The sequence below is a fragment of the Bradyrhizobium sp. USDA 4472 genome, from assembly GCF_054058595.1.
Genome location: NZ_JBSSAM010000001.1, coordinates 1,084,013 through 1,109,603, shown reverse-complemented (window position 1 = coordinate 1,109,603; position 25,591 = coordinate 1,084,013). Strand labels below are relative to the sequence as shown.

General features: G+C 60.0%; 15 protein-coding genes and 2 pseudogenes. 13 read left to right on the top strand and 4 right to left on the bottom strand.

The annotated features are described in order from the left end of the window. Positions 1–187 precede the first annotated feature (187 nt). On the top strand, positions 188–1,687 hold the full coding sequence (locus ACVWZ4_RS05045) for an alkaline phosphatase family protein (protein WP_456790047.1): 1,500 nt from the start codon (positions 188–190) through the stop codon (positions 1,685–1,687). 959 nt (positions 1,688–2,646) lie between these two features. Here the strand turns inward: ACVWZ4_RS05045 and ACVWZ4_RS05040 are convergent. After that, the gene (locus ACVWZ4_RS05040; protein ID WP_456701683.1) at positions 2,647–3,603 is read right to left on the bottom strand and encodes an IS481 family transposase; all 957 of its coding nucleotides are present in this window, start codon (positions 3,601–3,603) and stop codon (positions 2,647–2,649) included. A 213-nt stretch (positions 3,604–3,816) separates the two neighbouring features. On the opposite strand from ACVWZ4_RS05040, the gene ACVWZ4_RS05035 reads away from it, so the two are divergent. The 6 genes from ACVWZ4_RS05035 (at position 3,817) to ACVWZ4_RS05010 (ending at position 11,080) form a co-directional block, all read left to right on the top strand. Next, a complete protein-coding gene (locus ACVWZ4_RS05035; RefSeq protein ID WP_456701684.1) occupies positions 3,817–5,232 on the top strand; it encodes a Wadjet anti-phage system protein JetA family protein in 1,416 nt (471 codons plus the stop codon). Beyond that, a complete protein-coding gene (locus tag ACVWZ4_RS05030) occupies positions 5,222–5,863 on the top strand; it encodes a DUF4194 domain-containing protein (RefSeq protein ID WP_456701685.1) in 642 nt (213 codons plus the stop codon). The genes ACVWZ4_RS05035 and ACVWZ4_RS05030 overlap by 11 nt, the downstream gene beginning before the upstream one ends. Then, entirely contained in the window at positions 5,860–7,629 is a 1,770-nt protein-coding gene (locus ACVWZ4_RS05025; protein WP_456790046.1) for an ATP-binding protein, read from the top strand. The genes ACVWZ4_RS05030 and ACVWZ4_RS05025 overlap by 4 nt, the downstream gene beginning before the upstream one ends. A gap of 35 nt (positions 7,630–7,664) precedes the next feature. Then, positions 7,665–9,362, top strand: coding sequence for an SbcC/MukB-like Walker B domain-containing protein (locus ACVWZ4_RS05020; protein ID WP_456701687.1), 1,698 nt, complete (start codon positions 7,665–7,667; stop codon positions 9,360–9,362). Beyond that, positions 9,359–10,555, top strand: coding sequence for a Wadjet anti-phage system protein JetD domain-containing protein (locus tag ACVWZ4_RS05015; protein WP_456701688.1), 1,197 nt, complete (start codon positions 9,359–9,361; stop codon positions 10,553–10,555). The genes ACVWZ4_RS05020 and ACVWZ4_RS05015 overlap by 4 nt, the downstream gene beginning before the upstream one ends. A 306-nt stretch (positions 10,556–10,861) precedes the next feature. Further along, complete coding sequence (locus ACVWZ4_RS05010) at positions 10,862–11,080, top strand: hypothetical protein (protein ID WP_456701689.1); 219 nt, start codon at positions 10,862–10,864, stop codon at positions 11,078–11,080. 148 nt (positions 11,081–11,228) lie between these two features. Here the strand turns inward: ACVWZ4_RS05010 and ACVWZ4_RS05005 are convergent, their stop codons facing one another. Beyond that, on the bottom strand, positions 11,229–13,256 hold the full coding sequence (locus ACVWZ4_RS05005) for an alpha,alpha-trehalose-phosphate synthase (UDP-forming) (protein WP_456701690.1): 2,028 nt from the start codon (positions 13,254–13,256) through the stop codon (positions 11,229–11,231). 11 nt (positions 13,257–13,267) lie between these two features. Between ACVWZ4_RS05005 and ACVWZ4_RS05000 the strand changes: the two genes are divergently transcribed. The 6 genes and pseudogenes from ACVWZ4_RS05000 to ACVWZ4_RS04975 all read left to right on the top strand — a co-directional run bounded on the left by ACVWZ4_RS05000 (position 13,268) and on the right by ACVWZ4_RS04975 (position 20,549). Further along, positions 13,268–13,555, top strand: a complete 288-nt coding sequence (locus ACVWZ4_RS05000) for a hypothetical protein (protein WP_456701691.1) — start codon at positions 13,268–13,270, stop codon at positions 13,553–13,555. A gap of 1,903 nt (positions 13,556–15,458) precedes the next feature. Beyond that, a complete protein-coding gene (locus ACVWZ4_RS04995; protein ID WP_456701692.1) occupies positions 15,459–16,508 on the top strand; it encodes an aromatic ring-hydroxylating dioxygenase subunit alpha in 1,050 nt (349 codons plus the stop codon). A gap of 76 nt (positions 16,509–16,584) precedes the next feature. Further along, positions 16,585–16,737 (top strand): annotated as a pseudogene (locus tag ACVWZ4_RS04990) (GntR family transcriptional regulator); the annotation flags it as partial. A 7-nt stretch (positions 16,738–16,744) separates the two neighbouring features. After that, positions 16,745–17,724 (top strand): annotated as a pseudogene (locus tag ACVWZ4_RS04985) (PDR/VanB family oxidoreductase). Positions 17,725–17,991: 267 nt separating this feature from the next. Then, the gene (locus ACVWZ4_RS04980) at positions 17,992–19,290 is read left to right on the top strand and encodes a glycoside hydrolase family 28 protein (protein WP_456701693.1); all 1,299 of its coding nucleotides are present in this window, start codon (positions 17,992–17,994) and stop codon (positions 19,288–19,290) included. A gap of 254 nt (positions 19,291–19,544) precedes the next feature. Continuing rightward, the gene (locus ACVWZ4_RS04975; protein ID WP_456701694.1) at positions 19,545–20,549 is read left to right on the top strand and encodes a pectinesterase family protein; all 1,005 of its coding nucleotides are present in this window, start codon (positions 19,545–19,547) and stop codon (positions 20,547–20,549) included. A gap of 703 nt (positions 20,550–21,252) precedes the next feature. Here the strand turns inward: ACVWZ4_RS04975 and ACVWZ4_RS04970 are convergent. Together ACVWZ4_RS04970 and ACVWZ4_RS04965 are read right to left on the bottom strand one after the other, a co-directional pair. Next, complete coding sequence (locus ACVWZ4_RS04970) at positions 21,253–21,876, bottom strand: J domain-containing protein (RefSeq protein ID WP_456701695.1); 624 nt, start codon at positions 21,874–21,876, stop codon at positions 21,253–21,255. A gap of 2,159 nt (positions 21,877–24,035) precedes the next feature. Further along, entirely contained in the window at positions 24,036–25,571 is a 1,536-nt protein-coding gene (locus ACVWZ4_RS04965) for a DDE-type integrase/transposase/recombinase (protein ID WP_456701696.1), read from the bottom strand. Positions 25,572–25,591 lie beyond the last annotated feature (20 nt).

The following is a 25,591-nucleotide window of genomic DNA, read 5'->3' as shown; positions in this document are numbered from 1 at the left end:
CCGCAATCTCGCGCCCTAAGCGAAAGGCGTGACGGGATCACGAGAGGGTTCACATGGACAGCGCAAAGAGTATCGATGGCATGTTCTAACCCAGCCCATGCCGATCTCTCATCGACCTCCGTCGCGGCGCTTCAAGAGAGCAGCCGTAGGGGATCCTAGAAACACATAACTGAGTGAGCGTGCCATTATGTTAGATCGATCAGGTCCAAACCGCGTGGTCATGGTGCTGTTTGGCGGGCTCCGACCCGATCTTATTAGTCCATCGCGGACGCCGAACTTGGATAGACTAAGGCTCCGCGGTACCATGCTAGCGCGGCAGCGCACCGTCTATCCCAGCGAGACCCGGGTTTCACTGACGAGCCTGATCACAGGCGCGACCCCGGATCGTCATGGCATTATCGGTAACAGGTTTCTTGATCGCGTGGCAGCAGCGCCGCGCTTGATCGATACGGGCGACGACCGCCTGATTGAGGACCTCGATGCCTCGAGCGGCGGGCATTTGGTCGGCGCGCCGTCGCTAGGCGAAATTCTCGCGGCGAACGGCAAGACGTTTGCGGTTCTCGCCTCGAATCCAGCTGGAGCAACTCGCATCCTAAACCACAAGGCGCGACCGCTGAGCCAAGTAACGCTCTCGGGTCATTTCGCTCGCCACGCCACGCCAGCGGCAATGCTCGAAAGGGTGGAGGCGCGGCTTGGGCCGACACCGGCGCCGACGCCTCACGGTACCCCGGATCTTGCCGCTCAAGCCTTTCTAACGTCGGCATTGCTTGATGAGGTCTGGCCCCAAATTCAGCCCGATGTCACAATTCTCTCCTTCGGCGAGCCTCACACCTCGTCGCATTATTGTGGAATCGGCGCGACGCGGACTCTGGAGGTGATCGGCTTTCTCGACCGCCAGTTTGGCCGCGTGCTTGAATGGTGGGAATCTGAAGGGGCGCCGAAAGGCGTGCATCTTATCGTAGCATCCGATCATGGCCATGTAACAGTGCACGCGCAGGCTGATCTCTTGGAGACGTTGAACGCGACTGGGATGCGTTGTGCCCAAGTACCAGGACCGGGGATCGAGGCGGTCGTCATGTCAGGTCAGGTTGGCGCCATATACCTGTCGGAGCCATCCGACCGAGCCATCCGCCGCGCGGTTGCGGCAGTGATGGAACGGCCTTGGTGCGGTCCGGTTTTTACGGCCGCTAAGAGCGGGGACGATGGGATCGCCCCAGGTAGCCTCGCCCGTCATCTGGTCTTCGCCGATCATCCCCGGTCGGCTGACATTTCGTTTTGTTTTCGGGGGGATGATGCTCTCGATTCCTTTGGCCTTCCCGGCCGCTGCTGGGGCCCGGATTCGCCGGTTGGGCTCGGTGTGCACGGCGGGCTGCACGCCAGGGAAATGTCGTCGCTCGGCATCCTAGCGGGCCCATTGATCAGAAGCGGCGTGGAATCGCACGTGCCTTCCGGTATCTGCGACTATGCGCCGACCGTGCTCAGCCTGCTTGGCATTTCGCGGCCGTCCATGATGACAGGTCGCGTGCTCGCGGAGGCCCTTATTTTCGGTGCATACGATCCTCCAGCCATCGAGACGCTTCATAAAGCGGGAGCCGGTGGATACCGGCAGGAGCTGCGTCGCGTGCAGGTCGGCTCGACAATCTACGTCGATTCGGCGGATGCTTTAGCTTCGCCCGGTGTTTGGTAAGGCGCTCGTCAGGGCGGCGCCGTCCGCCTTTTCGATGAAGGATGAGACACTCGGTCGCCTTTTTGTCACGACCGTGCTCGCGACAACCTGTTCACCAAGGCTATCATCGAAGCGATCAATAGGGGGCCTCGAAGTTCAGATACTCGTTGAGCCGGTGAACCGATTTATGGCGCGAGCCCGCCATCCCTCATAGACCAAATCCGTAACAGCCGGACTAAAATCAAAGGTGAGATTTCTTTCGAGCGGCTCGTTGCTGCGGACCACCCGGGCCGGCTCGCGACTAGCGCCCCCACTGCGACCTGTTCTTCAACGGGACTTTCGGGGCCTATTGTGGTAAGCTCTTTTCCAGTGCGGACAGAAGCACGCCAACTGCGCTAGCGCCCATCGCATCAGCGTCGGTCAGACGCAGCAACATAACGATGTGCGGCCATTCTGGCCGTGGGCGACGGCCCTATGACTTCGGTCCGCTTCGCACGTACAAGATTGTCATTTGGGCCTAAAACGCGTGTTGAAAGAGGTTTTGGGACATAAAAGAGTGTATCGGATGGAGCCCATCAACCCACTCTGGTTGCGTTTGGTCAGCTAGCCCTGCGACGCTGCCCCCTAAAGCGGGTGCGCCGGCCTTGGACTTTTTCAGCCAGACACCGTCAGCATCCCGTATGGTTAACCAACTGCTTCGCACGGCGCGGAAAGGCCAGGGTGGGGAAGAAAAAGGCATCGAAGCGGGCATGCGCACGCCGATCGGAAAGCGTGTCACGGTCCTAATAATGATCGATCCCCAGATCGCCGCCGGCATGCGGCGGCCCTCGAAGAGAAGCGGGCCGCCTGGTCGGTTATGGAGGATGCCGCTCGGGAGTACCTCAAGTGACGCAAGGAAAGCGGGGAAGCAATAGCGTCATCGGCGTCTCGCAGCGACCTTTCTGCCGACGGCAGCCCCCTCGGCGTGAGGGCGCCCCGGCCTAGCTGTGGAGCCTCAAGAGGTTGACCTCAGTCAGACCGAGGCGGCTGATCGGGGTTTGTGACTTTATACCACCATGAGGCCGGTGCCAGTTGTATCGATGCAGCCAGATCGGCAGCTCTTGGGCGCGGCGATTGGAGGTTGGATAGGCTTTGGCATAAGCCCATTCCCGTAGTGCGGTTTGGATGAAGCGCTCTGCCTTGCCATTCGTTCTCGGCGTGTAGGGTTTGGTGCGGATGTGCTTGATGCCCAGGTCGCGGCACGCCTCGCCGAAGGCGTGAGATCGGTAGCAACCGCCATTGTCGGTCATGACGCGCGTGACGGTGACCCCAAGGCCTCCATAATAAGCCACAGCCGCCTTGAGAAAAGACACCGCGCTGTCCACCGTCTCGTCCGGTTTGATCTCCGAGAAAGCGACGCGGGAATGGTCGTCAATGCAGACGTGGACGAACTCCCAGCCGACGCCTCGGCTCCTGTTTGGACCACTTGAATCGCCGGTGATGCGATGACCAACCCGCTCGAAACGCCCGAGCTTTTTGATGTCGATGTGAATGATCTCGCCTGGAGACTCACGCTCATAACGGCGCTCCGGCTCGGCCGGTTCAAGATCGCGGATCCGGTTCAAGCCCAAACGACGAAGCACTCGGCTGACCGTGGCTGGCGACACCTTGACCTCGATTGCGATTTGCTGGCCGGTGTGGCGCTGCCGGCGCAAGGCCTCGATAGCCGTGCATGTGGCCGCAGGAGTTTGGCTCGGCGATGAGTGCGGCCTTGAGGGGCGGTCACGCAACCCCTCCACACCGTCCTCACGGAACCGCTGGACCCATTTGGCAACGGTCTTGGGCGTCGTGTTGAACTGGAAGGCCGCGTCAGCCTGGCTCAGCCCACCCTCGACTACGCTTCGCACCATCGCCTCTCGACCTTTGGGCGTCAAAGGCGCATTCTTGTGGACGTTCATCTGGTCTCTCCTTGGAACACTGAAGCTTCGCAACCTCAGCTTCCTCGGTTCAGACCAGATGGACAACCTCTTGAGAGACCACACCTAGCTCACCACGACGCTCGATACATAACGCTGAGCGGGGGGGGCGACGTTAGAACGCCCTGAAACTTCTCAGTTTTTTCTTGCGGTTGAGTCAATATGACGGTTCAATCGGTAGGCTGAGGACCCGCTATGAAGCTGTTTGGCTATCTCCCAGAGACCCTCTTCCGCCCTCTCTCGGGCCCGAAAAAGCACGTCTACGCTCGTCTCCTCATGCGGCTCTACGAGCGCGTGTACTCTGCCCGCATCCTCGAGACCCCGCTGCGAGAAGAGGTCGTCAAGCAGATCGAGATCGGACTTTCGGAGTTCAGCATCGACACAATGGGTGATCTTTCCGAGGGGGATCCGGACGAAGACCAGACGACGAGCCAGGCCCACTATCTCGCCTACTACCGTTTACGCGATTCCGGTTGGCTCACCGAAGACACCGAAAAGTGGCGGACCTACGTCGACATGAATCCGGACGCCTTCATGGTCCTGGGGGCGATTACCGATTTCGGCAACAGTCGCATACGCGTTGCCGGCGCCGTGGTCGACGTCAAGAACAACCTGGAGGCCGCATTTCGTGAGCCGGAGACGATGGCCCAAGGCCTGGCCAACGCACACGACACGGCTCTGCGTTTCGCGCGCAGCATGCGCCGCATCCTCGCCGGCATGCGTGAGATTGAGGACCGCATTCTCGGCAATCCGAACGCGGCCGCCATCCTTCGCACGTTCTTCCAGGATTTCGTCGACGGGCTGCTGATCGCCGACTACAAGCAGCTCAAGACGTCCAACAACCCCTACCGTCATCGTCGCATGATCGCATCTCTCGCGGGCGACATGCTCGCGGACGCCGAGCGCCTCGGCAAGATCGCACGCGCCTACATCGAGCAAGGTGTTATGGCCGCAGGCGCCACTATTGCCACGGCCGAGGCACGCGTCATCGCGGAGCTCGAGAAGATCAAGAGCGTGTTCGAGGATGTCGGGCCGTTCATGGATAAGATCGAGGACTTCCGGGATCGGCTCGAACGCCGCATCCGCACCGCCGTACACTACATGGATGTCATCGGAGAGGGATCCGCGGAGCGCATCGTCCGGTTAATCGAGCAGCTCTCGAAGATAGGCAACGACGAGGTCGAGATCCGGCTGAGGTCGCCGGATGTCGGTCTGCCGGTCACGTCGCTCGCGTTGTACACCCCCCCGCCACCTAAAGCTCCGCCCGAGCGGACGCGGTTCAAGGTTCCGAAGCAGGACCCCTATCTTCGCGCCTATGTACAAGCCACAACCGAGTTTGATCGGATGGTGCGGGTGACCGATCAGAGGCTGCTCGAGTTCGCTCGTCGGAAGATGCAAGATCGCGACGTCGTCTCGTCTGCGGAGGTCGAGATCGAAAGCATTGCCGATCTGTTCGCCTACCGGGCGTTCCCGAACCTGGCTGCCGTCGGTCGCTCCGTGCGACTAGGCGAATTTACGGTCACGCTGGAAGAGGGGCGCACCTCCAACGACTGGATCGACGTGACCGCCTTCCGCATCGCGAGAACGAGGACCTCGGCCGATGCTGCGTGATCTTTCCAAAATCATCGACGACGCGGACTCCGAAGGCCATGACGGCGACCATCTCCAGAAAGAGTTGCGTCAGGCCGCCCAGGTGCTTTGGCGTGCGCAGTTCATCTATGAGAACGATTGGGGCATAAAGACCTCGTACGAAGTGCTGCGCCACTACGCGAGCTATTTCGAGAACCTGTTTGACGCGCTCGGATATCGGGTCGTCGGCAGGCCGAACGACGGATACCTCGGCCTGGTCGCGAACGAACTGCCTCCGCGCCAGAGCATGAAGCTCGACGAGAGCCTGCTGCTGCTGGTGCTGCGACTCCACTATGAGGAAGCGTTCACCCGGTACGAAGCGAAGGAATTCGGCGAGGTGGAGGTCGAGAGCGAGCACATCCTGCAGATCTACGAAGATCGGACCCATCGGGAGCGGCCCAACTTCGGGCGGGTGAAGGAAATCCTCGCCGGCTTCCGGCAGAGGGGACTCGTCAGGATCGAGGATCGGGACGACAGGAACTTCACCTTGTTCCTGCGGCCTGCATTGCCGATCGTTGTCTCCAGGGACACACTTGGCTCGCTGGAGGAGTTCGTGTCGCGTTCCACCGCGGCGGCGGAAAAGCCCGACGTCACGAGCGAGGGGCAGGCGTGATCGAACTCCGTCGCATCATTCTGGTCGACTGGTACCTGTTCCGCGCTCAGCAGGTCGATATGCGCGGCATGACCGCCATCATCGGACCGAACGGCGCGGGAAAATCGGCGATCATCGACGCCGTGCAGACCGTTCTGTCCGGCGCGAGTATGGCCAGCATCCGATTCAATCCGAGTGCCCAGAGCAACGTCAGGAGCAAGCGGACGCTGCGCGACTACTGTCTCGGCGTTGTCTCGCTCGACGAAAAGGGCGAGAGGTCGGAGCCGACGCGACAGCATGCCTACACTTACGTCATCCTTGTCTTTCAGGACGTGACCGGCGGACCGGCCGTGAGCTTGGGCGTAGCCTTCGCGGCATCGGCATCGAGGAGCGACGAAACCTGCGAAGCGCGTTTCATCATAAAGGGGGCCGTGACCAAGGATGACGTCCTCGCCGCGCTCGACGACGACGAGGTCGAGACGCTACAGTGGCACGCCGTGCGCACCGCGATGCGTGCCCGGAAAATCGACGTCGACGATGCATTTTCGAGCGCAACCGACTTCGTGGCGGAATCGCTCAGGGCCTTGTCACCGGCGGGCTTCCCGCTCGACCCGCGGCGTTTCCAGAGGGCGTTCAGGAACGCCCTGCTGCTGAAGCCGGTGGACAATCCGACGGAGTTCGTCCGGAATTACGTTCTCGATGTCCAGCCAATCGAGGTCGACAGACTGCGCCGGGGGATCGAGCATTGGCGCTCGCTGACCCACCGTATCGAGGAGTTGAAGGCCCAAAGCGCGAGCCTCGCTGTAGTTCTCCGCATCGTCAGTCGGGCTATCGAAAACGAACGGGTCATCGCAACCACCAGCTGGCAGATTGCCCGCCTGGAATGGGAGAAATTCCGCCGCGAGGCCAGGCGGCAGGAAGAGGCACTCGCGCAGCTGCGGACCGCCGCGCGCAACGCGGAAGTCGAAGCGACCACCGCCGCGGCCCGGCACGGCACGCTCGAAGCCGAGCACAAGAGCATTGAGCTTTCGATTAGGACCAGCGACGCCGAGCAGCTTGCCCAGATGTACGAGTCAGACAAGACCGCGGCTCTGAGCAAGCGCGCCAACGCCATGGCACCACTGAAGGATCTCGAGAGCCTCATCGCTTCGATCAAGAAGGCCGTCGAGCTCAATCTGTTGGTTCGTCGCGACGACCTGCTGCATGCGCTGCTGAGCGCAGTTGTCATCGCCCGGAGTAGGGCACCCCTTTCCGAGTGGGACAAGACGCTCCCGGACGATTGGAAGGACAGCACCTCACATCTTGATGCGGCCCTTGCCGCAGTCGACCAGGAGCGTCTGGCGGCGGTCCGCAAGACGTTCTCGGACGTCCATTTCAACGCCCGCGTGGCGACAAGAGATCTGCAGGATCGTATCGATCAGATCGACAGTAATCTAAAGCGCATGGACCAGGGACTGAGCCCGATCGAGCGAGGCACCCGGGATCTGATTGACCAGCTTCGTTCGCACGGGATCGAAGCCGAACCTTTGTGCGATGTAGTGGAAATCCGCGAAGACAAGTGGCGGATGGCCCGCCGAAGCCGTCTTGGGACGGTCGCGGGAGGCGCTCATCGTCGAACCCAGTCGAGCCGTCCGGGCCCTCGAGATCTACCGGGAGGGCGGAGAATTTTCATTCCAGCACGCCGAGGTCATCAACACGACCAAGACCGAAAGCACCAGACCGTCAGAAAAAGGGTCGCTGGCACAGATCATCAGCACGGAAAACCCGGCATGCGCGGGCCTTCCTGAACTATCGCCTTGGCCGGCTCATGATGGTGGAGACCATGGACAAGATGGCCGCCGCCGAGAACGCCATCACGCCGGACCGCATGATGCAGGGCGGTAGGACGGTCCGGCGACTTCCTAAACCCGAGCACCTTAAGCTCGGACGGTCTACGCAGGCCCAGATGCGTCAACAGCTTCAAGCCGAGCGGCAGGAGCTCGCGCTGCAGCTTGCCGAGCGGGCGCGCGAGGTTGGCCGCCTAGAAGAAGAGGCACGGCTTTTCGAGGACATGTTCGCCCGCTTCCAGAAGATGCTCGAAGCTGGCCTGACATGCTTCGACTGCGGCGCAGACCTGGCCGCTTTCGACCGCAAGATCGCGGAGATCGAGAAGAACATCGAGGACGCGAAGCGTAATCGCGATCCCAAGCTCGTCGCCGACCTGAAGCGCCTCGCGACGGGAGTCGAGACGGCGGGCCGTAGAAAGTCAGAGACACAGAAGGCCTTTGATTATGCAAAGAGTGCTCGCGATAAGGCCGAAGGTGCCTACGATGACTACATGCAAAAGAACCGCGACTCCGCCCGTGTAGCTCGACGCGACCGCGCGCGTCAGTTGCGGCAGGACTTTCCGCAATCGACAACTATGCGTGGCTATCGACAGGAAGTTGCCGCGCTGGCGACGGAGACCATTGCGAACCATATCGTGGGGATGATCGCGGACAGGGAGACACGTTCTACGACACGGCGCTCCAGCCTCATGCGCGAAATGACCAATGCGGTGAACAAGCATGGTCAAGAATTCCATGTCGTGCCGTCCTTCACCGCTGAGGAGGCGACACCGGCGGCCGTCGAGCAATGGGCCGCGGCTGAAAAGAAGCGCCTCGACGCCCATGAACTGGTTCAATATGAGGAGCAGTGCCGCAACGCCGCGATCGAGATGACCTCGGCATTCCGCGATGATCTCCTACATCGCCTCGACGACGCCTTCACCGGCATCAAGTCGACTTTGAGTGAGCTCAATCGGCACCTCAAGGACCGTCAGTTTCACGGACGGGACTACTACTCCTTCAAGGCGCTTGAGGCCCCGACCCACGTCGAGATGATCGAGCTCGTCGAAGAATCTAGGAAGCCGGAGTTCAACCTGCCTCTTTTCGGGGATCGAAGCGGCGACGCAGCCTCTCCCCTGATCCGGGCGGTGCGCCAGATTGAGGAAATATTGGCCAATCCGGAGGAACGGACGGAGGACATCGAGGACCCGCGCAAGTATTTTAACTTCGAGCTCTACATCCAGGATGCCGAGGGCAAGATCCGCTCCTCGTTGACCAGCCGCGCCGGCACGGGGTCCGGCGGCGAGGGGCAACTGCCGTTCTACATCGCCATCGGCGCTTCTCTAGCCGCCACGTACCAGAACCGTCGCACCGGAGAAAGCGGGCTGTCGCTCGCGATTTTCGACGAGGCCTTTAACCGGCTGGACACGAAGGCCATCGGTCAGTGCTCTCAGTTCATGCGGGATCTCGGGCTCCAGGTCATGCTAGCCACCCCGGACGAAAAGCGCCATGTGTTTATGGAGGTGGTCGACACGGTCGTGAACGTGAACCGACTCGGCAACCTGGTGGTGATCGACACCGAATTCCTGACGGAGAAAATGCGCGACGCTATCGTTGCGATCGATCCCTACCGGAAGGGCTTCGACGTGTTCAAGTCGGAGCTGATCGCGACCGAGCAGACTCAGGCTGCCCCGCAAGACCAGGCTGCGGAATGACCAACGTTAGGACAGCCGACGTCGGCATCGAATTCCTCGAACGCCTGCTCGAGAGAAGCGAACGGAACCCCGATCGGTCTCGCCCGGCTTCCGCGGCTCTGGAATACGACAGGCTGCCGACGGCACAGCAAGTCATCCGTTTCCACGACCAAATGGCATCAGCGACAAGGTTCGGCGCTGTCGAGGTGCAATGGGGCAGAAGAGACCGGAGTCACCTGATCGAGCGAGTCCGCGTCCGCGACCCTGAGCTGCTCGCCAGGCATCTCGGTCGTCCGACAGCGCCGGCTACAGCGCAGCGCCTCAGGGACGAGTTGCTCCCGATCGCCGCGAACGGCGAGCCGTGGGTCGTCGGCTTGTTGGAAGAGATGACAGCTAAGTGGGCCCGCAGCGAGGCAGCGTACCGCCTCACGGCCAGCCAGCCCGACGCCGCCAAGGAGTTCTTCACGCTGTTGGCGTCCATCTCGCGGCAGGAGGCCAGAGGACTGGACGCGCGAACCTTCTCCCAAAAGGCGACGAAAGACACAAAGGCCTTCGATCGGCACGCTTCGCGGATTGCCGGCGTTCTCGCCGTCCGGATCGGGCAGCCGGGCGCAGCGCCGGATGTGGTTTGGGCGAAGATCGGGCTGGAGCGCTTCGGTCACCCTGTCTACCTGAAAGGACCTCTTGCCGTGGAAGGGGCTTGTGGCCGCCTGATCGATGGCCGGGCAAAGCCTTTCGTATCCATTCATCCGGAAATGCTTCCGCAATTGTCGATCCTGGAAAGACCGACGGCGGTGCTGACGATCGAGAACTACGCAAGCTTCAATCGTCAGGTTCGTGAGATCGAGGATGGCGGTCTAGTCGTTTACATCGGCGGCTTTCCCGCGGCAGGGGTCATCGAACTTCTGACCAACGTCCTGAATGCCCTTCCGGCCGATGTGCCGTTTCTTCATTGGGGGGACGTGGACGCCGGAGGCGTGCGCATTTTTAGGTATCTGGAGGAAAGTCTCCCCCGGGGACCACTGCCGCATCTAATGACGAGGGAATTGGCCGAGCAATGCGGCCACTCGACCACTGTCGATCCGAGCCTGGCGTCCATCGCGTCATCAGACAGTAAGATCCGTGGTCTCGCTGAGTGGCTGTGTTCCGGACCTGACGTGCATCACCTGGAGCAGGAGGCTCTCGATCCACTCTCTCCTCTTGCAGCCGGATAGCAGCCGTTTTTGCGGCGGCCGCGCCCCGGGGTCCGGGCGACTTCTTTTCAGGCCCTCACCGGCGCTCTGCACGATGAAAGAGACCGAGCAGCCCTCGACGATCGCAGGCTCGATGTTCATCCGAAGGGGCTGTCCCGGAGCGCCATGTAGAGCCAGGGCATCGGGCAGGAGAGGTCCAAACTTTTAGCTCCGACGGAGCACCGACCAGCGCCTGCGCCATCTGATGGGACACCACCACGACATTCGCGCCCTTAGCCATGAACTGGTCACCTTCAAGGCGGAAACGCACTCGGGCTTCATACAGACATGAAGAAGAGCGGATCTGGGAGCAGCTTTGTTCCGGCTGAATCCTCTCACCAGCTCTTTGTGAACGTCTTTGAACTCGTGCCCGGCTCCGGCGTGACCCAGCGCCATGTCGGCTCGCGCAAAGTGCGCGAGCGCGAGGATCGCTGGACGCTTGTTGTGCTCGGCAGGCCAGCGGACGGGTGCAGATCTTCGATTTTCATGTCGAACCTCTTCTGTTGAGGCGCGATTTTGTAAGATTTGGGGCTGAAGAGCCCGACAGACTTATGTGTCCTTTGACCCATTTATATGGCCCCGCACATCCGTTCACCATGCGGACGCGACACGCCCGCATGCCTCAACGAGAAAGCCGCAGATTGCTCTTTTGTTGCTAAGGACCGGTCACCCGCCATGTCATGCGGTTTGCCCGGTCAATCCTCATGAGGTCGAGCCGTTTCTCACGAGCACCGTCGCGTGGAGCTGTCTGCGCCGGCAAATCCCAGAGGCTGTCCTGTGTGTGCGTCAGCGGGACCGCTAAAGCCTCAAAGGCCGATTTCACGTCTGCATAGGCGGCCTCCTTCAAGGCGGTAGCCGTGGGCTCGACCTCATTATAGACGGCCAGCGCCGCTGCATAAGTTTGATAGAGCGGCATTTGGGCCTCGTTGGTCCAGCCGAGACCGAGATGGTGGAACTGATCAGCCGGAACAGTGATGCGGCTTTTGTCCAGCTCCCGGAGGTAGTCCGCCGACCAGTCGTGGATGGTATAGGATTCAATCTTATCCATCATCGACCGCCAGCGCCTGACACGCTCCTCCAGCGGCATGTTGGTCGCTTTCGAAATAGCGTCTGCAATCTCTTCGGGATTATTTGGATCGATCAGCAGCGCCTCGTCTTCGTTCAAATCTTCAGCCGCCCCGGCAAACTTCGATAAGACCAGAACACCGGGATCATTTGGGTCTTGGGCCGCGACATATTCTTTCGCCACGAGATTCATGCCGTCGCGCAGCGGCGTGACGAGACCTATATTTGCGGCGCGGTAAAGACGGGCGAGTGCAGCCTGGCTGAACGAGTCGCTCGTGTAGTGGATCGCCTTCCACTCGTCCGTGCCATGCTCAGCATTGACTTGGCTGATCGCATTCTCCACGTCCTCCTTGTACTTCTGATATTCGCCAACGTCCGCACGAGAGGACGGCGCGATCTGCAGCAACGAGATGCTGCCAGGCTCCGCGGCTAAAAGGTGGTTGAACGCTTCGACCCTCTTATCGATACCCTTCGTGTAGTCGAGCCGGTCGACGCCGATCGCAAACTTTGCGGCCTCGAATTTCTGCAATAATGACGAGAGTTTTTCTTCCTCTGAGGCCGAAAGCTCTGCCGCAAGATACTTTGCGAACTGGTTGGGATCGATGCCGATCGGGAATTTTTGCAACCGGGTCTGGCCACGGTCCGTTGTCACGGTGCCACCCTTGCTCTCCAGCCCGAAATAGACCCGAAGGCAGGCGAGGAAATTGTTGAGATCCCGGTTTGTCTGAAAGCCGAGCAGATCGTACTCGAGCATCGACTTCATAAGCTCGCGATGGTGAGGTACGTGCTCGATCAAGTCGGGCGCCGGCCAAGGCGTGTGCAGGAAAAAGCCGGTCGGCCGATCAATGCCGAGCCTATGCAGCTCAGCCGCGAGCGGAAGCAAATGATAGTCATGTACCCAGAATACGTCTCGATCCCGGACGTCAAAGGCGGCTCGCGCTATGAAGGCGTTAACGTTTCGATAGCTGTCATAATCGCCTTCGGAGCCCGACATCCGTTCGGACAGGGAATGCATTGCAGGCCACAGTGTCGAATTGGAAAAACCTCGATAATAGCCGGGATAGTCTGCCTCTGGCAGGTTTAGCCTCGCCACGTCGCCTGCACCGGTCTTCACCAGCGGCAAGGGCTGGTCGGTCCCATCTCCGCGGGTATCCGAGGAGCCCACCCAGAGTGCACCGGAACGTTCAACGACCGGTTCCAGGCCGGCCGCAAGCCCGCCGGTCTGAGGCTTATTGGGGTCGAAGGGGGCAACCCGGTTCGAGATGACGACGAGCTTCATATCGCGCCGCTGGTCTACCGGGGCGAGGCCGTCCTTCGGGTCGCTTGAGGCAACGGCAGTGGAAGGTCCAGCTTCTACGTGTTTCCCTTGCTCCAGCGGCACGCTGTCCAGGTGCATGTCGAAGGCAGTCTCGCCTCCAGCTTCATCTTGCTGCGAAGCGCCTGAAGTTCCGGTGTCGAGCGCGTCATGGATTCGAACCATTTCGTATCTCCGTTTGACGATGTTTCCGCTTGACGCTGCGCGGATCGGCCGAGATATCTTCACGATCAGGTTGGCAGGCCCAGCTTTCTGGAAGCTGACCAATCGGCGGGACAGATAGCCGGGCAGGCGCGGCTCCATCGGCGAGGCAAGTGCAACAGGCGGTCAACCATATTGTTGACGAGGAAATGCGCGGTTCGGCTGACGCCGGAATCGATTGGCTGGAAGCAAAACGCTGGCCTATGATCGTTACGACAAGGCGGGGTGTTTTCGTGTTCCTCAATGAGGAGATCACGCTCGGATGGAGCGCGCATTCACCGGTTAAGCTGACGAGAGCGGCACGCAAAAATGTTCAGGACAGTTTTTTACGCCAGACGGACGCGTGTGCCCGTGGCAGAGCGCAAGCAAAACACGCTCGCGCGGCAGCGATAAGACTATGATCCGCGACCCCCAGGACACATGAACCCAGCGCCTCGTCGTCCAGGCGTGTCCCTCATGGCGATCTGTCCAAGCGACGTGAGTGCGATCGGAGTTGCGGTCTGTGCAAATGCGTCCGGTTCGTCGGTACCTTGATGGCCAACTACCCTTTCTCACCGGTCCACGAAGGCTGCGATGCCGTGCGTTATCTGCTATCCAGCTCATTTAACAAGCTGCTCAGATTACACGCGCTTCAGCTATCCACTCCGATGCGATCTTGTCGTCGCAGCCGCGTTCACTAGATCTCGTACCGTGACGCGCTGCGCAAAATGGTGAGATGATGCTGGCCTAAATCGGCAAAGTGTTCGTCCTTTTGATTGGGGGCCGTCGTAGGGAGTGCTGTTAGGTTGTCGCGGTTGGCACCGTCACTGTCTTGCTCAAGACATTAGTTGTTTCAGGCGCAACAAATGGGGCGCCGGTGACGAGATGGTGCGGGAATGCTGAGCTTTGTACCGTATGAAAATGCTCGAATGCATGGCATGCCGGTTGCTTGAATCGGTGACGACACCACTTGTGTTCATGATGCTCATCCAGCACGCGACCCGAGTCTTGAAATGAACTGTTACGACTTCATCAGGCGCCGGTCTCTTGATGCAACTCAGCGCGAACTCAATCATCTTGAGATCGCGCGTTGCTTTGGCGGCCAAAATTCCGGGCCTCTAACAGAGTCGCGGCGAATGTCGGTCCAGATAATATGACGTTATGCTTTGGAACAATCGTTTGTGTCACTTTTAAGCTGCGCCTCAGGCGCTGGAAGCGGTGAGATGCCGAGCGGGGTCTTGCAGCTAGGCCACCGGGCTAGCATCGGTGTTTGCAGATGGTGATGAGCTGATGCAGGACGACTGGGATCCTGAGAAAATAACCAGGCAAATGGACGAGCTCAAGGTCGAGCTGCTTCGTGCCCAATCGGTTGTCGCCGAATGTAAGGCAGGATTGGAGGAGTTGGAACGGAGGCTTGAGCGTCGAGCAATCCCATCGTCGCTTGATGAACGCCGCCGGGACCCTGCGGCAACCGATCCAACACGTAGAGCGCGATCGCCCGAATCGCGAACCGTCGATAATCCCATCGACGAGGAGGGTCCCGTGGCGTTTTCCAGTCGATTATGGGACCGTTAAAAGCGGGACACACGTTTACGGCAGCAGGTTTCGCCACCGACAAACTGAGACGCATCGCTTTCGATCCGGGCGCTCGCAATGGCGGCCTCCCAACATTATGGGCGTTTTGGCGATTGTGGTGCGTTGGCCTGCGGATGGGTGCGGAGTAACATCACATCAGGGAGCCCACACTGCAGTTTTGAGCCTAGCTTCCCGTCTGGCGGCTGTTGGCGCAGATGTCCTGAATGAATGTCAACAACTCTTTAGGTTTGGCTCAGGGCCAGCTCGGTTGTTTAGTACGTCATCTACGCGTCAAAACTGCCTGGCAGACCTTTCTGGGCGCGCGTCAACATCGTGACACTCCACAATAGCCTCGGCGCTAGGCCTGCGACGGCTCTGGTACTTGTGACTGCGGATAAAGGGCCAGATCCGGAAATTCGCATCGACGATAACGCGAACTGGCTGACTATGTCCCGCAAAATGTGGTTCGGAAGAAGCCGGAAAACGGCAGTCACTTACGCTACATTCGCCCCGGGCAATGCTCTGCCTGATGCCTTACGGTAGGCCCCGGCTGTAACCTCGTCAGCTTCTCGAAAGCTGGACCGAATACCGAATAATCAACTGCCCCCCGGACGAGAGGTTGCCGTGGACTCGCACAATTTCGACGTATCCAAATGCAGCGGCTCCGCCATTGGTACAGGGCGCTTCTTAGTCGATCAGCAGCCGAACCTGGCTGAACATAAGGTGTCCCTAAGCCTTGGGAGATCGCCCATGACGAAACCCTTCCCCATGAACGCCTGGTACGCCGCCGCGTGGGATGCCGAGGTGAAGCCGGCGCTGTTGCCCCGGACGATCTGTGGCAAGCATGTCGTGATGTATCGGAAGGCCGATGGCTCGGTGACTGCGCTGGAGGATGCCTGCTGGCATCGCCTGGTGCCGTTGTCGAAGGGCCGGCTCGAAGGCGACACCGTCGTCTGCGGCTATCACGGCCTGAAATACAATGCGCAGGGGCGCTGCACCTTCATGCCATCGCAGGAGACCATCAACCCGTCGGCCTGCGTCCGCGCCTATCCCGTGGTCGAGCGTCACCGCTACATCTGGCTCTGGATGGGCGATCCTGCGCTGGCTGATCCCGCGCTGGTGCCCGACATGCACTGGAATCACGATCCAGCCTGGGCCGGCGACGGCAAGACCATCCGCGTGAACTGCGACTACCGTCTCGTGCTCGACAATCTCATGGACCTCACCCACGAGACCTTCGTGCACGGCTCCTCGATTGGAAACGACGCCGTGGCCGAAGCGCCGTTCGACGTCACCCATGGCGAGAAGACGGTCACCGTGACGCGCTGGATGCGCGGCATCGAGGCGCCGCCGTTCTGGGCCAAGCAGCTCGGCAAGCCTGGTCTGGTCGACCGCTGGCAGATCATCCGTTTCGAGGCGCCCTGTACCATCGCCATCGACGTCGGCGTCGCGCCGGCAGGTACCGGCGCGCCCGAGGGCGACCGCTCGCAGGGCGTCAACGGCTTCGTGCTGAACACCATCACGCCCGAGACAGAGAAGACCTGCCATTATTTCTGGGCCTTCGTCCGCAATTACCGGCTCGGCGAACAGCGCCTCACCACCGAGCTCCGCGAAGGCGTCTCCAGCATCTTCCGCGAGGACGAGCTGATCCTCGAGGCGCAGCAGCGCGCCATGGACGAGAACCCGGATCGCATCTTCTACAATCTCAACATCGATGCCGGCGCGATGTGGATGCGCAAGCTGATCGACAAGATGGTGGCGAAGGAAAACGGACCGCAGCATCTGCAGGCCGCGGAGTAGGGCATGGCCGAGGTCGACCGCTCCGTCTCGCAGACCGTGAAGGCGCAGCTCGCGCTGCGCGACCAGATGTTGTCCGGATCGCTCTGAGAACCGTGAGGGTGCGCGGGCCGAAGCGATCATGCGCGAGCACGCCCGGCTTGCGGTGCGCAATCTCCGCCTCGCACTGCGCAATCGCACCCATCTCGACCTCTTGCCGGCGCTCGCGCTGATCAAGACCACAACCGATTGAGGGCACCATGCGCTTCATCGAAACCTGGATTCCCGCAACGCTGGTCTCGACGCGCGATCTGTCGCCCGGCATCCGCGAATTCCTGATCAGGCCCGACCAGTTTGATGGCGCCGCCTATCCGGTCGGCAGCCACATCAGTGTCAGCGTCACCATCCACGGCCAGCCGGAGACGCGGTCCTATTCACTGGTCGGTGAAGCGAGCCCGCAAGGCTACAGGATCGCGGTGCGCCGCGCCGAGGATTCCCGTGGCGGCTCGCGCTACATGTGGCAGCTAGCGCCGGGCGCGCGGCTCGACATCACGCGGCCGGCGTCGCTCGTCGCGGTCGACTGGGAGCGCGAAAACTATTGCCTGATCGCCGGCGGCATCGGCATCACCCCGATCCTCGGCGCTGCGCAGGCGCTGGCGCGCCGTGGATCGAAGGTCGCGCTGCACTATGCCGTGCGCGGGCGTGCGGATGGCGCCTATCTCGATGACCTCGCAAGCCTGCTGGGTGATCGGCTGGTCGTCCATGCCAGCGACGAAGGCAAGCGGCTCGATCTCGAGGCGCTGTTCGCCTCGCTGCCGAAGGGCACGCTTGCGCTGTTCTGCGGCCCGATGCGCATGCTCGATGCCGCCCGCCACGCCTGGATCGGCGCCGGCCATCCGCTGTCAGATCTGCGCTACGAGACCTTCGGCTCCAGCGGCTCGCTGCCGACCGAGGCCTTTCGCGTGCGCCTGAAGGACACCGATGTAGAGCTCGAGATTCCGCGCGAGCGTTCGATGCTCGACGTTCTCAACGCCAGCGGCTTTGAGGTGATATCCGACTGCAAGCGCGGCGAATGCGGCCTATGCGCATCGACGTCGTCGCCTTCGACGGCGAGATCGACCATCGCGACGTCTTTTTCAGCGATCACCAGAAGCAAAGCAACGCGAAGATCTGCACCTGCGTCTCGCGGGCGAGGGGCACGATCACGGTGGATACGCTGCTGCGGGCCGATGCGGTTTGAGTTGAAGCGTCATGCCCGGGCTTGTCCCCGGCATCCAGGTTCTGCTGACTGTTTAACGAAGCGGTTGAGAGCACGAGGCATCTCACAAAACCACGTTATTGCGTCAATGCAGAGTGATACCGTTTGGCATTCGCCGCCCGGCCAATGCTGCGTCTTATAAACGTCATCTTGCACGGGCCAGTAGCGCGCGGCGCGGCTCGATCAAGCTAGCGCTCGGCAATTGACAGCAACGGGCAGAGATGCGCGTGACAAAACACGAGGAGATTGATGACGAAGCGTTTTTGCAATTTGGCCCTATTGTCCGTACTCACCTCGTTACTTGGCTTCCCAGCCGCGAAAGCGCAAGACCGGCGGATTATCAGTGAACCTGTTGCACCTCTTACGGTGTGCGACCGCCCCGTGCCGTCTGGCAAGCAAGATACGGCCATGTTGCAAGATGCTATCGATCAATGCCCCTCCGGAGCCGCCGTGTATTTAGCGCGTGGCGAATTCCGCTCGGGCCCACTCGAGATGAAGTCGGGCGTGACCTTATGGGTCGGACGTGGTGCGAGGCTGATCGCCATCGCAGAGCCTGCTGCTTACGACAAGGGTTTCGGACAATGTGGGCGCATTGCGGAGAAGGGCGATGGCTGCCGGCCATTCATCAGCTTTTCTAAGACGCGAGGCGGCGGCATCTACGGAGAGGGCATCATCGATGGTCAGGGCGGCGCATTGATTGCTGGCAGCGCGGAAACATGGTGGCAGCTTGCCCGGCGCGCCCAAGCCGAAGGCGGCAACCAGAACGCCCCGCGCTTGATCCAGATCGATCATGCGCAGAACATCACGTTCTCTGGTGTCACCTTGCGCAACGCTCCCAATTTTCATATCGCGATGAACCGGGGCGAAGGTGCCACATTTTGGGGCCTCACGATCGATACGCCCGCGGATGCCCGCAACACCGACGGCATCGACGTTGGCGCGAGTCAGGATGTGACCATCACCCACAGCTTGATCCGCACGGGAGACGACAACGTCGCAATCAAGGCCGGCGACAGTGGTTCAAGCAGCCATATCTCGATAATCGATAATTATTTCGGCTCGGGGCACGGCATGTCGATTGGCAGTGAGGTGAATTCCGGTGCCAGAGACATATTGGTGCGTAATCTGACGTTGGATGGCACGACGTCGGGTCTGCGCATCAAGAGCGATGTTAGTCGAGGCGGTCTGGTCGAAGGTGTGACGTATGAGTACGTGTGCCTGCGGGGCAACCGGTGGCCCTTGTCTTTCGACGCAAAATATGATCCGCGCGCTCAAGGCACTAAGATTCCGGTCTATCGGCAAATCGTTCTCCGTCATGTGCATGGTGACTCTGGTGTGTTGCTGATGCGCGGCCTAGACGAGGCGCACGCATTTGACGTGACACTCGAAGATGTCCGATTTTCCAGGACCGCGACTTGGCAAATCGAGCACGCGAAAGTCACCGCAGATCATTCCGACGTATCGCCGCCGCTGCCGGGGCGAGCCGCAGGACCACTGCTGCGCGGGTCGGAGGTTTGTTCCGGGGCATTCCGCGATGGCAAACGGTAAGCACGACATCCGCCGGCGATCTCGGGTGGTGAGTTACGCATGGTCCAAAGCGGCCGGTGTTGACGCAAGTGAGCCCGTTGTCCTGACTTCGTTACGATCGTCCGGCGGCTTGCCAACCTCGGAATGCGAAGCTGACGTTGGCGGGGCTGATTTCGCGCGAAAATGTGTGGGGCTTGGCGCGGCGGCTGTCCCGCTGAGACACGCTCTACCAACTGCGCCCAAGGTGCCGCTGATTGAACGAAGTGTAAGATCACATGGGAATTTTCGTTCGCCGCGCTGTAGTTCTGGCGGGATGTTTGTGCATCCCTCCGGCGTACGCTCAGCCACTGTTGGTGTCGCATGCCGAAAATGCAGATTATCATTCCGTACAGCAAGCCATCGATGCTTTGCCGGCGGAAGGCGGAGATGTCCTGATCAGGCCGGGCATCTATCGTGAGAAGGTCAAAATCTCCAAATCCGGCGTTCATCTCTCAGGGACTGGTAGCAATCCGGGGGATACCGTCATTGTGTATGGGGACGGTGCCATCAATGTAGGAGGAACCCTCCTCTCGGCGACGTTGAGTGCCACTGGCGATGACTTCCGGCTCGACAATCTGTCCATCCAGAACGACTACGCCCTCAATCCGGCCAATCCACCTTCGCAAGCGGTTGCACTATCCCTTACCGGAGACAAGGACGTCGTTACGCGCGTCCGCCTGCTCGGCGCCCAGGACACGCTGTTTGCTGGCAAGGGTCCAAACGGCAGAATGTCACGCCAATACTTCTCGAACTGCTACATCGAAGGGCATGTTGATTTCGTGTTTGGCAACGCCAAGGCTTGGTTCCGGCAATGTGAGTTGCGCGGCATCGCCAATCAAGCGGTCGTCTTTACGGCCCAGAGCAAGGCAGCTCCCGATGAGGACAGCGGCTATGTTTTTGATCATTGCAGCCTAAGTGCCGATCCTGGCGCGCGCAATATCGCGCTTGGTCGCCCTTGGCGGGCCTACGCTACAGTGGTTCTCCTGTCGACCAAGATAGATGCGCAGGTCGTTGCGGAAGGCTGGCGGGAATGGGCTCCCGGCAAGACCAACTCTTTGAGCACGAGCTATTATGCCGAATATAGATCTTTCGGGGTCGGGGCTAACCCCTCAGGCCGCGAACCTCACTCCCATCAACTGACCGATAGCGAAGCCGCGAGATGGTCGCTGGGAGTGTTCTTCGGAGGTGCCACAGATTGGCTGCCAACGGAACGACGTGGAGGGAACACAAAGCAGCACTGACGGTGAGGAAATGACGATGCTCCTTGGATAAACAGCGGGGCGGGGAGGGCAGATAGGCGCTGCCGCGGGCTCACGCCTCACCGGCATCGCTAGGCGCCGTGTCGGAAGACAGTTTTTAGGAAATCGGAGCCGTTCAGACACCTACTCACGAAAGGGGAAGCCCCTCTAGCAGCCTGCGATAGCCGAGTGCTTGATCGACGCCATGCACGTTGAAGCGCTCAAGTTCACCTGCCTTGCCTGTCTCGCAGCGATCTGCAGGAGATAGGTGAGTGGCGCAGTCCGGGGGACTACGTCAGAAGCCGGTCCTCGACGCTGCGATGCATGGGCTCTCATGATTGATCGTTGACCCGTCAGCACGGTGCGAATAGGTCCGGACGGGTCGCCGCAGCGCGCTAACCCTTTCCATACAGCCAACGGGTATCGGGGAAAGGTTTGTACTTTCGTGTTCCCCCTAGAAGAACGGAGGGATCGATCCTGCGCAAGTCCTCTTGAAGCTTCAAAGATGGACCGCCGCCGGTGGTCGCGACTCAATCTTCCCAATCGCTGCCGGAACGACACGAACCGTCCATCATGTTGATGGTCACCATGTATGGCGGAAAGCGCGTCGGCCAAGAAAGTCAAACTACCAGCCTAGCCAGAGCAACGCTCTGGTGGTTCCGGCCTTCACTTCCGAAGCGCCGTGAAGCAAAGAGAGATGTTCGAGCTAACTCTCGCGCACCACGGTCTTCAGGTACTGGTAGGCCTTGATTATCTCGACCAGGCGAGTTTCCCTGGAGTGATCGCCGCCATTGACATCGGGATGGTGCTGCTTAACCAGCACCTTGTACTTCGCCTTGATATCGCCGAGCGTCGCATTGGCATTAAGGCCCATCACCTGCAACGCTTTGCCCTCGGCATTCAAAATCTTGCGCGCCTCGGGCTTGGGCTTCGCGCGCGGGCGGGCCCCGGCACGTCCGTTCAGCTCGGCGAGCGTGCAGAGGGCATGCCAGTCGTCCTCGAAAGCGGCAGTGCTGCCAGTCGTTCTGCGAGCGCTGATGTTCTCGCCTATCTTCCAGGTCGGACGATGGCCAGTCAGCGCATCCTTCCGGTAGCGCTCGACCGCTTCGGCGTCCATCCCCGAGAAAAAATTATAGGACTGATTGTATTTGCGAACATGCCCGATGCAGAAGTGCCAATAGTCGCGCGCATTGCCGCGGCCCTTAGGCGCGGGGTGGGTAGCCTTGTTCTGGCAACCAGGCCATTCGCATCGCGCCGCGGTCTGCGGTTCCTGCGCTCCCTGCTTGTTGATGCGAATGGAGGCGAAGATTTCGGATGTGTCGATCAGCATAACCTTGCTCCGTTGGCGGAGCGGCAGTTAAACAGCGCCGCTTCTATGCTAGAGACTTGACTTGGACGGCAAGTTGGGTCTGGCTCGGCCTTTGCGTCTGGTCAGTCGCCTGGTGTAGCAGGCACGTCCTAGCAATCGATATGCCAGGCCTCGCGAGCTTGGTTCGGACCATCATCTCTTTGCGAATTCAGCTCAGCTAATCGCAATTTGCTGTCGGATTCTGCACACGGACGTCTTGAACGGGACCGGGGAAATACTCCCAAAGGTAATGTGCAGTAATCCGTCGCAACGACGAATGCGAGCGGCGTCTTCTCAATCTTGTTAAAAAGCTCGAAAAAGATTCCGTCTTGCGCAGCGAAACAGAAAGCGCACTGTTCGCGAGGGGCATTCGCAAACTGCTCGTTCACGGATCAACGGAAGTCACAGCGGCGGCGGGCAGCCGACCAATCCCCTCTATTCACCAGCCTACTCATCAAAGCCGAAAACCATTCGCTCTGTTGGAACGGGTGTATACTGGCTCTGATCGACAACCGGATTGGATTGACGGCCGAACGGTAGCTGTCGTGGAGGCGTTTTCGCCGAGGACTACGACGGTATAAGATGCCTTAGTAGGAATACGAGCGGATCATGAGGTTCGCATCTTACCCGCTTGGGCACATGAGCGTCCTGGGTGGAAAATCGATGCCGCACCGAAGTTCAAAATTTCTGGATTCAAAGAGGACCTCGCTGAGTCAGTACGTTGTCGAGCTCGATAGCACTTTCAATGAGCTCTGGGACAAATACAGGAACTGGACGAAGGCGATTTTGTTTATGCGCAGCTTAGCCTCAAATAGACCCGAAAGTCTGTGAGGTCGAATTCCTCTATGTCGGCGTCCCTTGCGCTCGTTTCTGTTCCCGTTGTTCGTCTGTATTGTTGCAATAAGTTCTACATCCAGAAGTCGGTGACCGTAAGGAAATGATGCCAGTTCGTTAGCCTTTGCGCGTCGTCGGAGTCCTCCAGCAACCAAGTACCAGCAATACCGCTGAGAAGTCGCGACATGCTGTTACTCTTCGATCCATGGTAGAAGCAGGTATCATTCGCGAGCAGGCTCATATCGGGTCGGGAAAAACACGGGTGGCGGTGCTGTACTAACGATAATCGTCAAGGCGTTATCCGGTATTGCCTCAAGACAGTTGTAAGGATGCTGCTCCAATTTGTCCTCGCTGTGCCGGCTCGCCGCATATGTCTGTCGCCCGTCCATCTCAGTCCGAGGCAGTCCTGACTAAGCTGAAGTTTCTTCCTCAGGCAGCCCGAAATCGAATGACGGTTGTTCCACGTGCCAGCCCACCAGATCATCCATCGCAATTGCACGATCCGGTCTGTCAGAGCGGCTGACTGTATGGCGTTCTCCTTGAAAGCGGATGTCGTGAGGCGACGGTGCGCGCTTTGTTCTTCAGCGACGCCCGTTGAACTGTTGGACGATCCGATCCACTTTGTTTTCCGTCGAGTTTCGCTTGCACTGCACGATACCCAGTCCGTCGAGTGGACGGCAAAACCGTCCACGCCAAAATCATTCGATTTCGGTGTGGCCCACCCTTCGAGCCCGGCCGGTTGAAAAAAGCGCATGCAGCGTCGTTCGAATTTGAATTTGTCCCTAACAAGCAAATGCTGCCGTAACGCGATCTCCTCCTTCGGCATTACGAAACGGGTGGGTTCATCGGCTGCTCTCTCAGTGCTGCTGCCCCTGAACTCGGAGGATTGCAAAAGACAGCCGAGGGCTCGGTACGATTAAGGCGGGTTCGAAATATCGAATTGGCAACCCCGCCAAGGTCAACTTCAGGTACAGGCTTCAGTCTCACGCGGTCGGGGGTGATGAGGATGGGGACGAGAGCGTTCTGGCTGACGATTTGCCCGCCGTAGACCTGGCTGTAGATGATACGGAAGAGGCCGAAGTGCCGCCGTCGACCGATGTTCCGGCCGACAAGCTCCCGGCGATGTCGCGCGCCATGGAAAACTGCCCCCTCATATTGCCTCAGATGACAATGTTACCGAAGCGCACCCTGGTGTTTTTCTGGATCGGCTGCCGCGAGTCGGAGCAAGCTGCTCGCGAAGCGCGCCCTACAGAGCGCCGTAGCGAGCGAGCGGCTTGCGGTGCTTCGGCGAAAGAACCTGTCAGGATTTAAATACTAAGGCACGAAGCTTGGCCCGATAGTGTGATCTCTGTGCTGCTGATGAGCTGTCGAGCGGCCTTTGATCGCCAATTCTTGACCAATCGCTGCACCGTGCGCCGCTGATGGCCGCTGAACCGACCGGGCGCATGCGCTTCCAGCCGGGAGAGAAGATCGACCGCGGACAAGTGCGGAGCCGCGGCGAGCCATTCCTCGATGATGGGAATGTAGGGGTCGAGCATCGATGGCCGACGTGGCACAGGCTTGCGCCGCACATAGCGACGACGATGAATGCCCCGCTGCTCACCCTGTTTCCAACCGTCGCCGAGCTCTCGGGCAAAGGCCGCTAAGTCGCTATGCCCCTGCGCGACAGTCATCGCTGGCTTTCCAGCCCGTTGATCGACGCGCTTACCCAGCTCATTCTGAGCGTCCCGCATTTGTGCCAGCAATGCCACCGGATCAAGCGTCCGGTAAATCTCCCGCAGCCGACCTTTGAATGCCTCATTGAGCCTCGGGTGGACCAATGCTCTTTCGTACGGCGTAGCGGGAGGAAGATAGCGCTTGATCATCTTGGCACCTTCGCGGTGCTTCTCCTTCAGCTTAAACGAGGGCTGGAAGAAATTGATGTGCAGCCGTGCCGCAGCAAACAGGCGAGCTAATGAGCGAGCGGCATCAATGCCTTCAAACCGCCCGTAGCCCACCAGGCGGCGAACGATAGCTCCGTTCTTTTGTTCAACGAATGCCTGATCGTTCTTCTTGTAGGCCCTGGAACGAGTGACTTCGACATCGTGAGAACGGCACCACGACACGACCGTGTCGTTCATGAAGGCGCTGTCGTTATCAAAATCTAGCCCCCGAATGGGCCAGGGAAATAGGTTCTGCGCCCGCTCGAGAGCTTCGATCACAAGAGCTGCTTCACGCACGACGAGCGGAAAGCATTCGGTCCACCCCGTTGCGATATCCACCATTGTTAGCGTCTGAATGAACGCGCCAGATACGGACATGCCGCCGTGCGCAACCAGATCCGCTTCGCAGTACCCCGGCGGAGGTGATCCCCAGTCATTGAATGTACGCACCGGGACTTGCCGCCGTACGGCACTAGAAAAGCCCGCCCGCCGTCGGCGCCCTCCGGCTGCTGCGATCTTTACGTCGCTCAGCAGGCGATCGATCGTCGCCGCGCTCACCTTCAAAACCTTCGACCTCTCATCGGCAGAAAGCTTCAATCTGCCGTGCCGTTCAAGTGCCGGAAGCAAAAACGGGATCATCGCGACGAGCCGCTTACTGCAGAGCCGGTCAGAGGCGTCCCAGAGCACAATCAGTGCAACGCGAATGGAAGCTCCGTAACTGCGGCCCCGTCGCCGCGGCACGGCCGATCCCGATGCCCCGTCCACCGACAGTGCTCGGATCGCGTGCTTACGATGCCATCCCGTAAGGGCACACAGCTCGTCCAGGATCCGTGCCTTCTCGAGCCGTCCGCTCGCCCGATAACGCTCCACCAGCGCTGATGTGATCTCGCGCTTTGCGCGCATGCTGATCTTCCCTGCCATACCCGCCACCGAACTGATTC

Coding starts and splice junctions, on each gene's coding strand:
- ACVWZ4_RS04995 (WP_456701692.1), top strand. CDS start 15,459: ATGACGAAACCCTTCCCCATGAACGCCTGGTACGCCGCCGCGTGGGAT.
- ACVWZ4_RS04970 (WP_456701695.1), bottom strand. CDS start 21,876: ATGCTGATCGACACATCCGAAATCTTCGCCTCCATTCGCATCAACAAG.
- ACVWZ4_RS04965 (WP_456701696.1), bottom strand. CDS start 25,571: ATGGCAGGGAAGATCAGCATGCGCGCAAAGCGCGAGATCACATCAGCG.
- ACVWZ4_RS05035 (WP_456701684.1), top strand. CDS start 3,817: ATGAAGCTGTTTGGCTATCTCCCAGAGACCCTCTTCCGCCCTCTCTCG.
- ACVWZ4_RS05040 (WP_456701683.1), bottom strand. CDS start 3,603: ATGAACGTCCACAAGAATGCGCCTTTGACGCCCAAAGGTCGAGAGGCG.
- ACVWZ4_RS04975 (WP_456701694.1), top strand. CDS start 19,545: ATGGGAATTTTCGTTCGCCGCGCTGTAGTTCTGGCGGGATGTTTGTGC.
- ACVWZ4_RS04980 (WP_456701693.1), top strand. CDS start 17,992: ATGACGAAGCGTTTTTGCAATTTGGCCCTATTGTCCGTACTCACCTCG.
- ACVWZ4_RS05015 (WP_456701688.1), top strand. CDS start 9,359: ATGACCAACGTTAGGACAGCCGACGTCGGCATCGAATTCCTCGAACGC.
- ACVWZ4_RS05030 (WP_456701685.1), top strand. CDS start 5,222: ATGCTGCGTGATCTTTCCAAAATCATCGACGACGCGGACTCCGAAGGC.
- ACVWZ4_RS05020 (WP_456701687.1), top strand. CDS start 7,665: ATGGACAAGATGGCCGCCGCCGAGAACGCCATCACGCCGGACCGCATG.
- ACVWZ4_RS05005 (WP_456701690.1), bottom strand. CDS start 13,256: ATGGAGCCGCGCCTGCCCGGCTATCTGTCCCGCCGATTGGTCAGCTTC.
- ACVWZ4_RS05010 (WP_456701689.1), top strand. CDS start 10,862: ATGAAGAAGAGCGGATCTGGGAGCAGCTTTGTTCCGGCTGAATCCTCT.
- ACVWZ4_RS05045 (WP_456790047.1), top strand. CDS start 188: ATGTTAGATCGATCAGGTCCAAACCGCGTGGTCATGGTGCTGTTTGGC.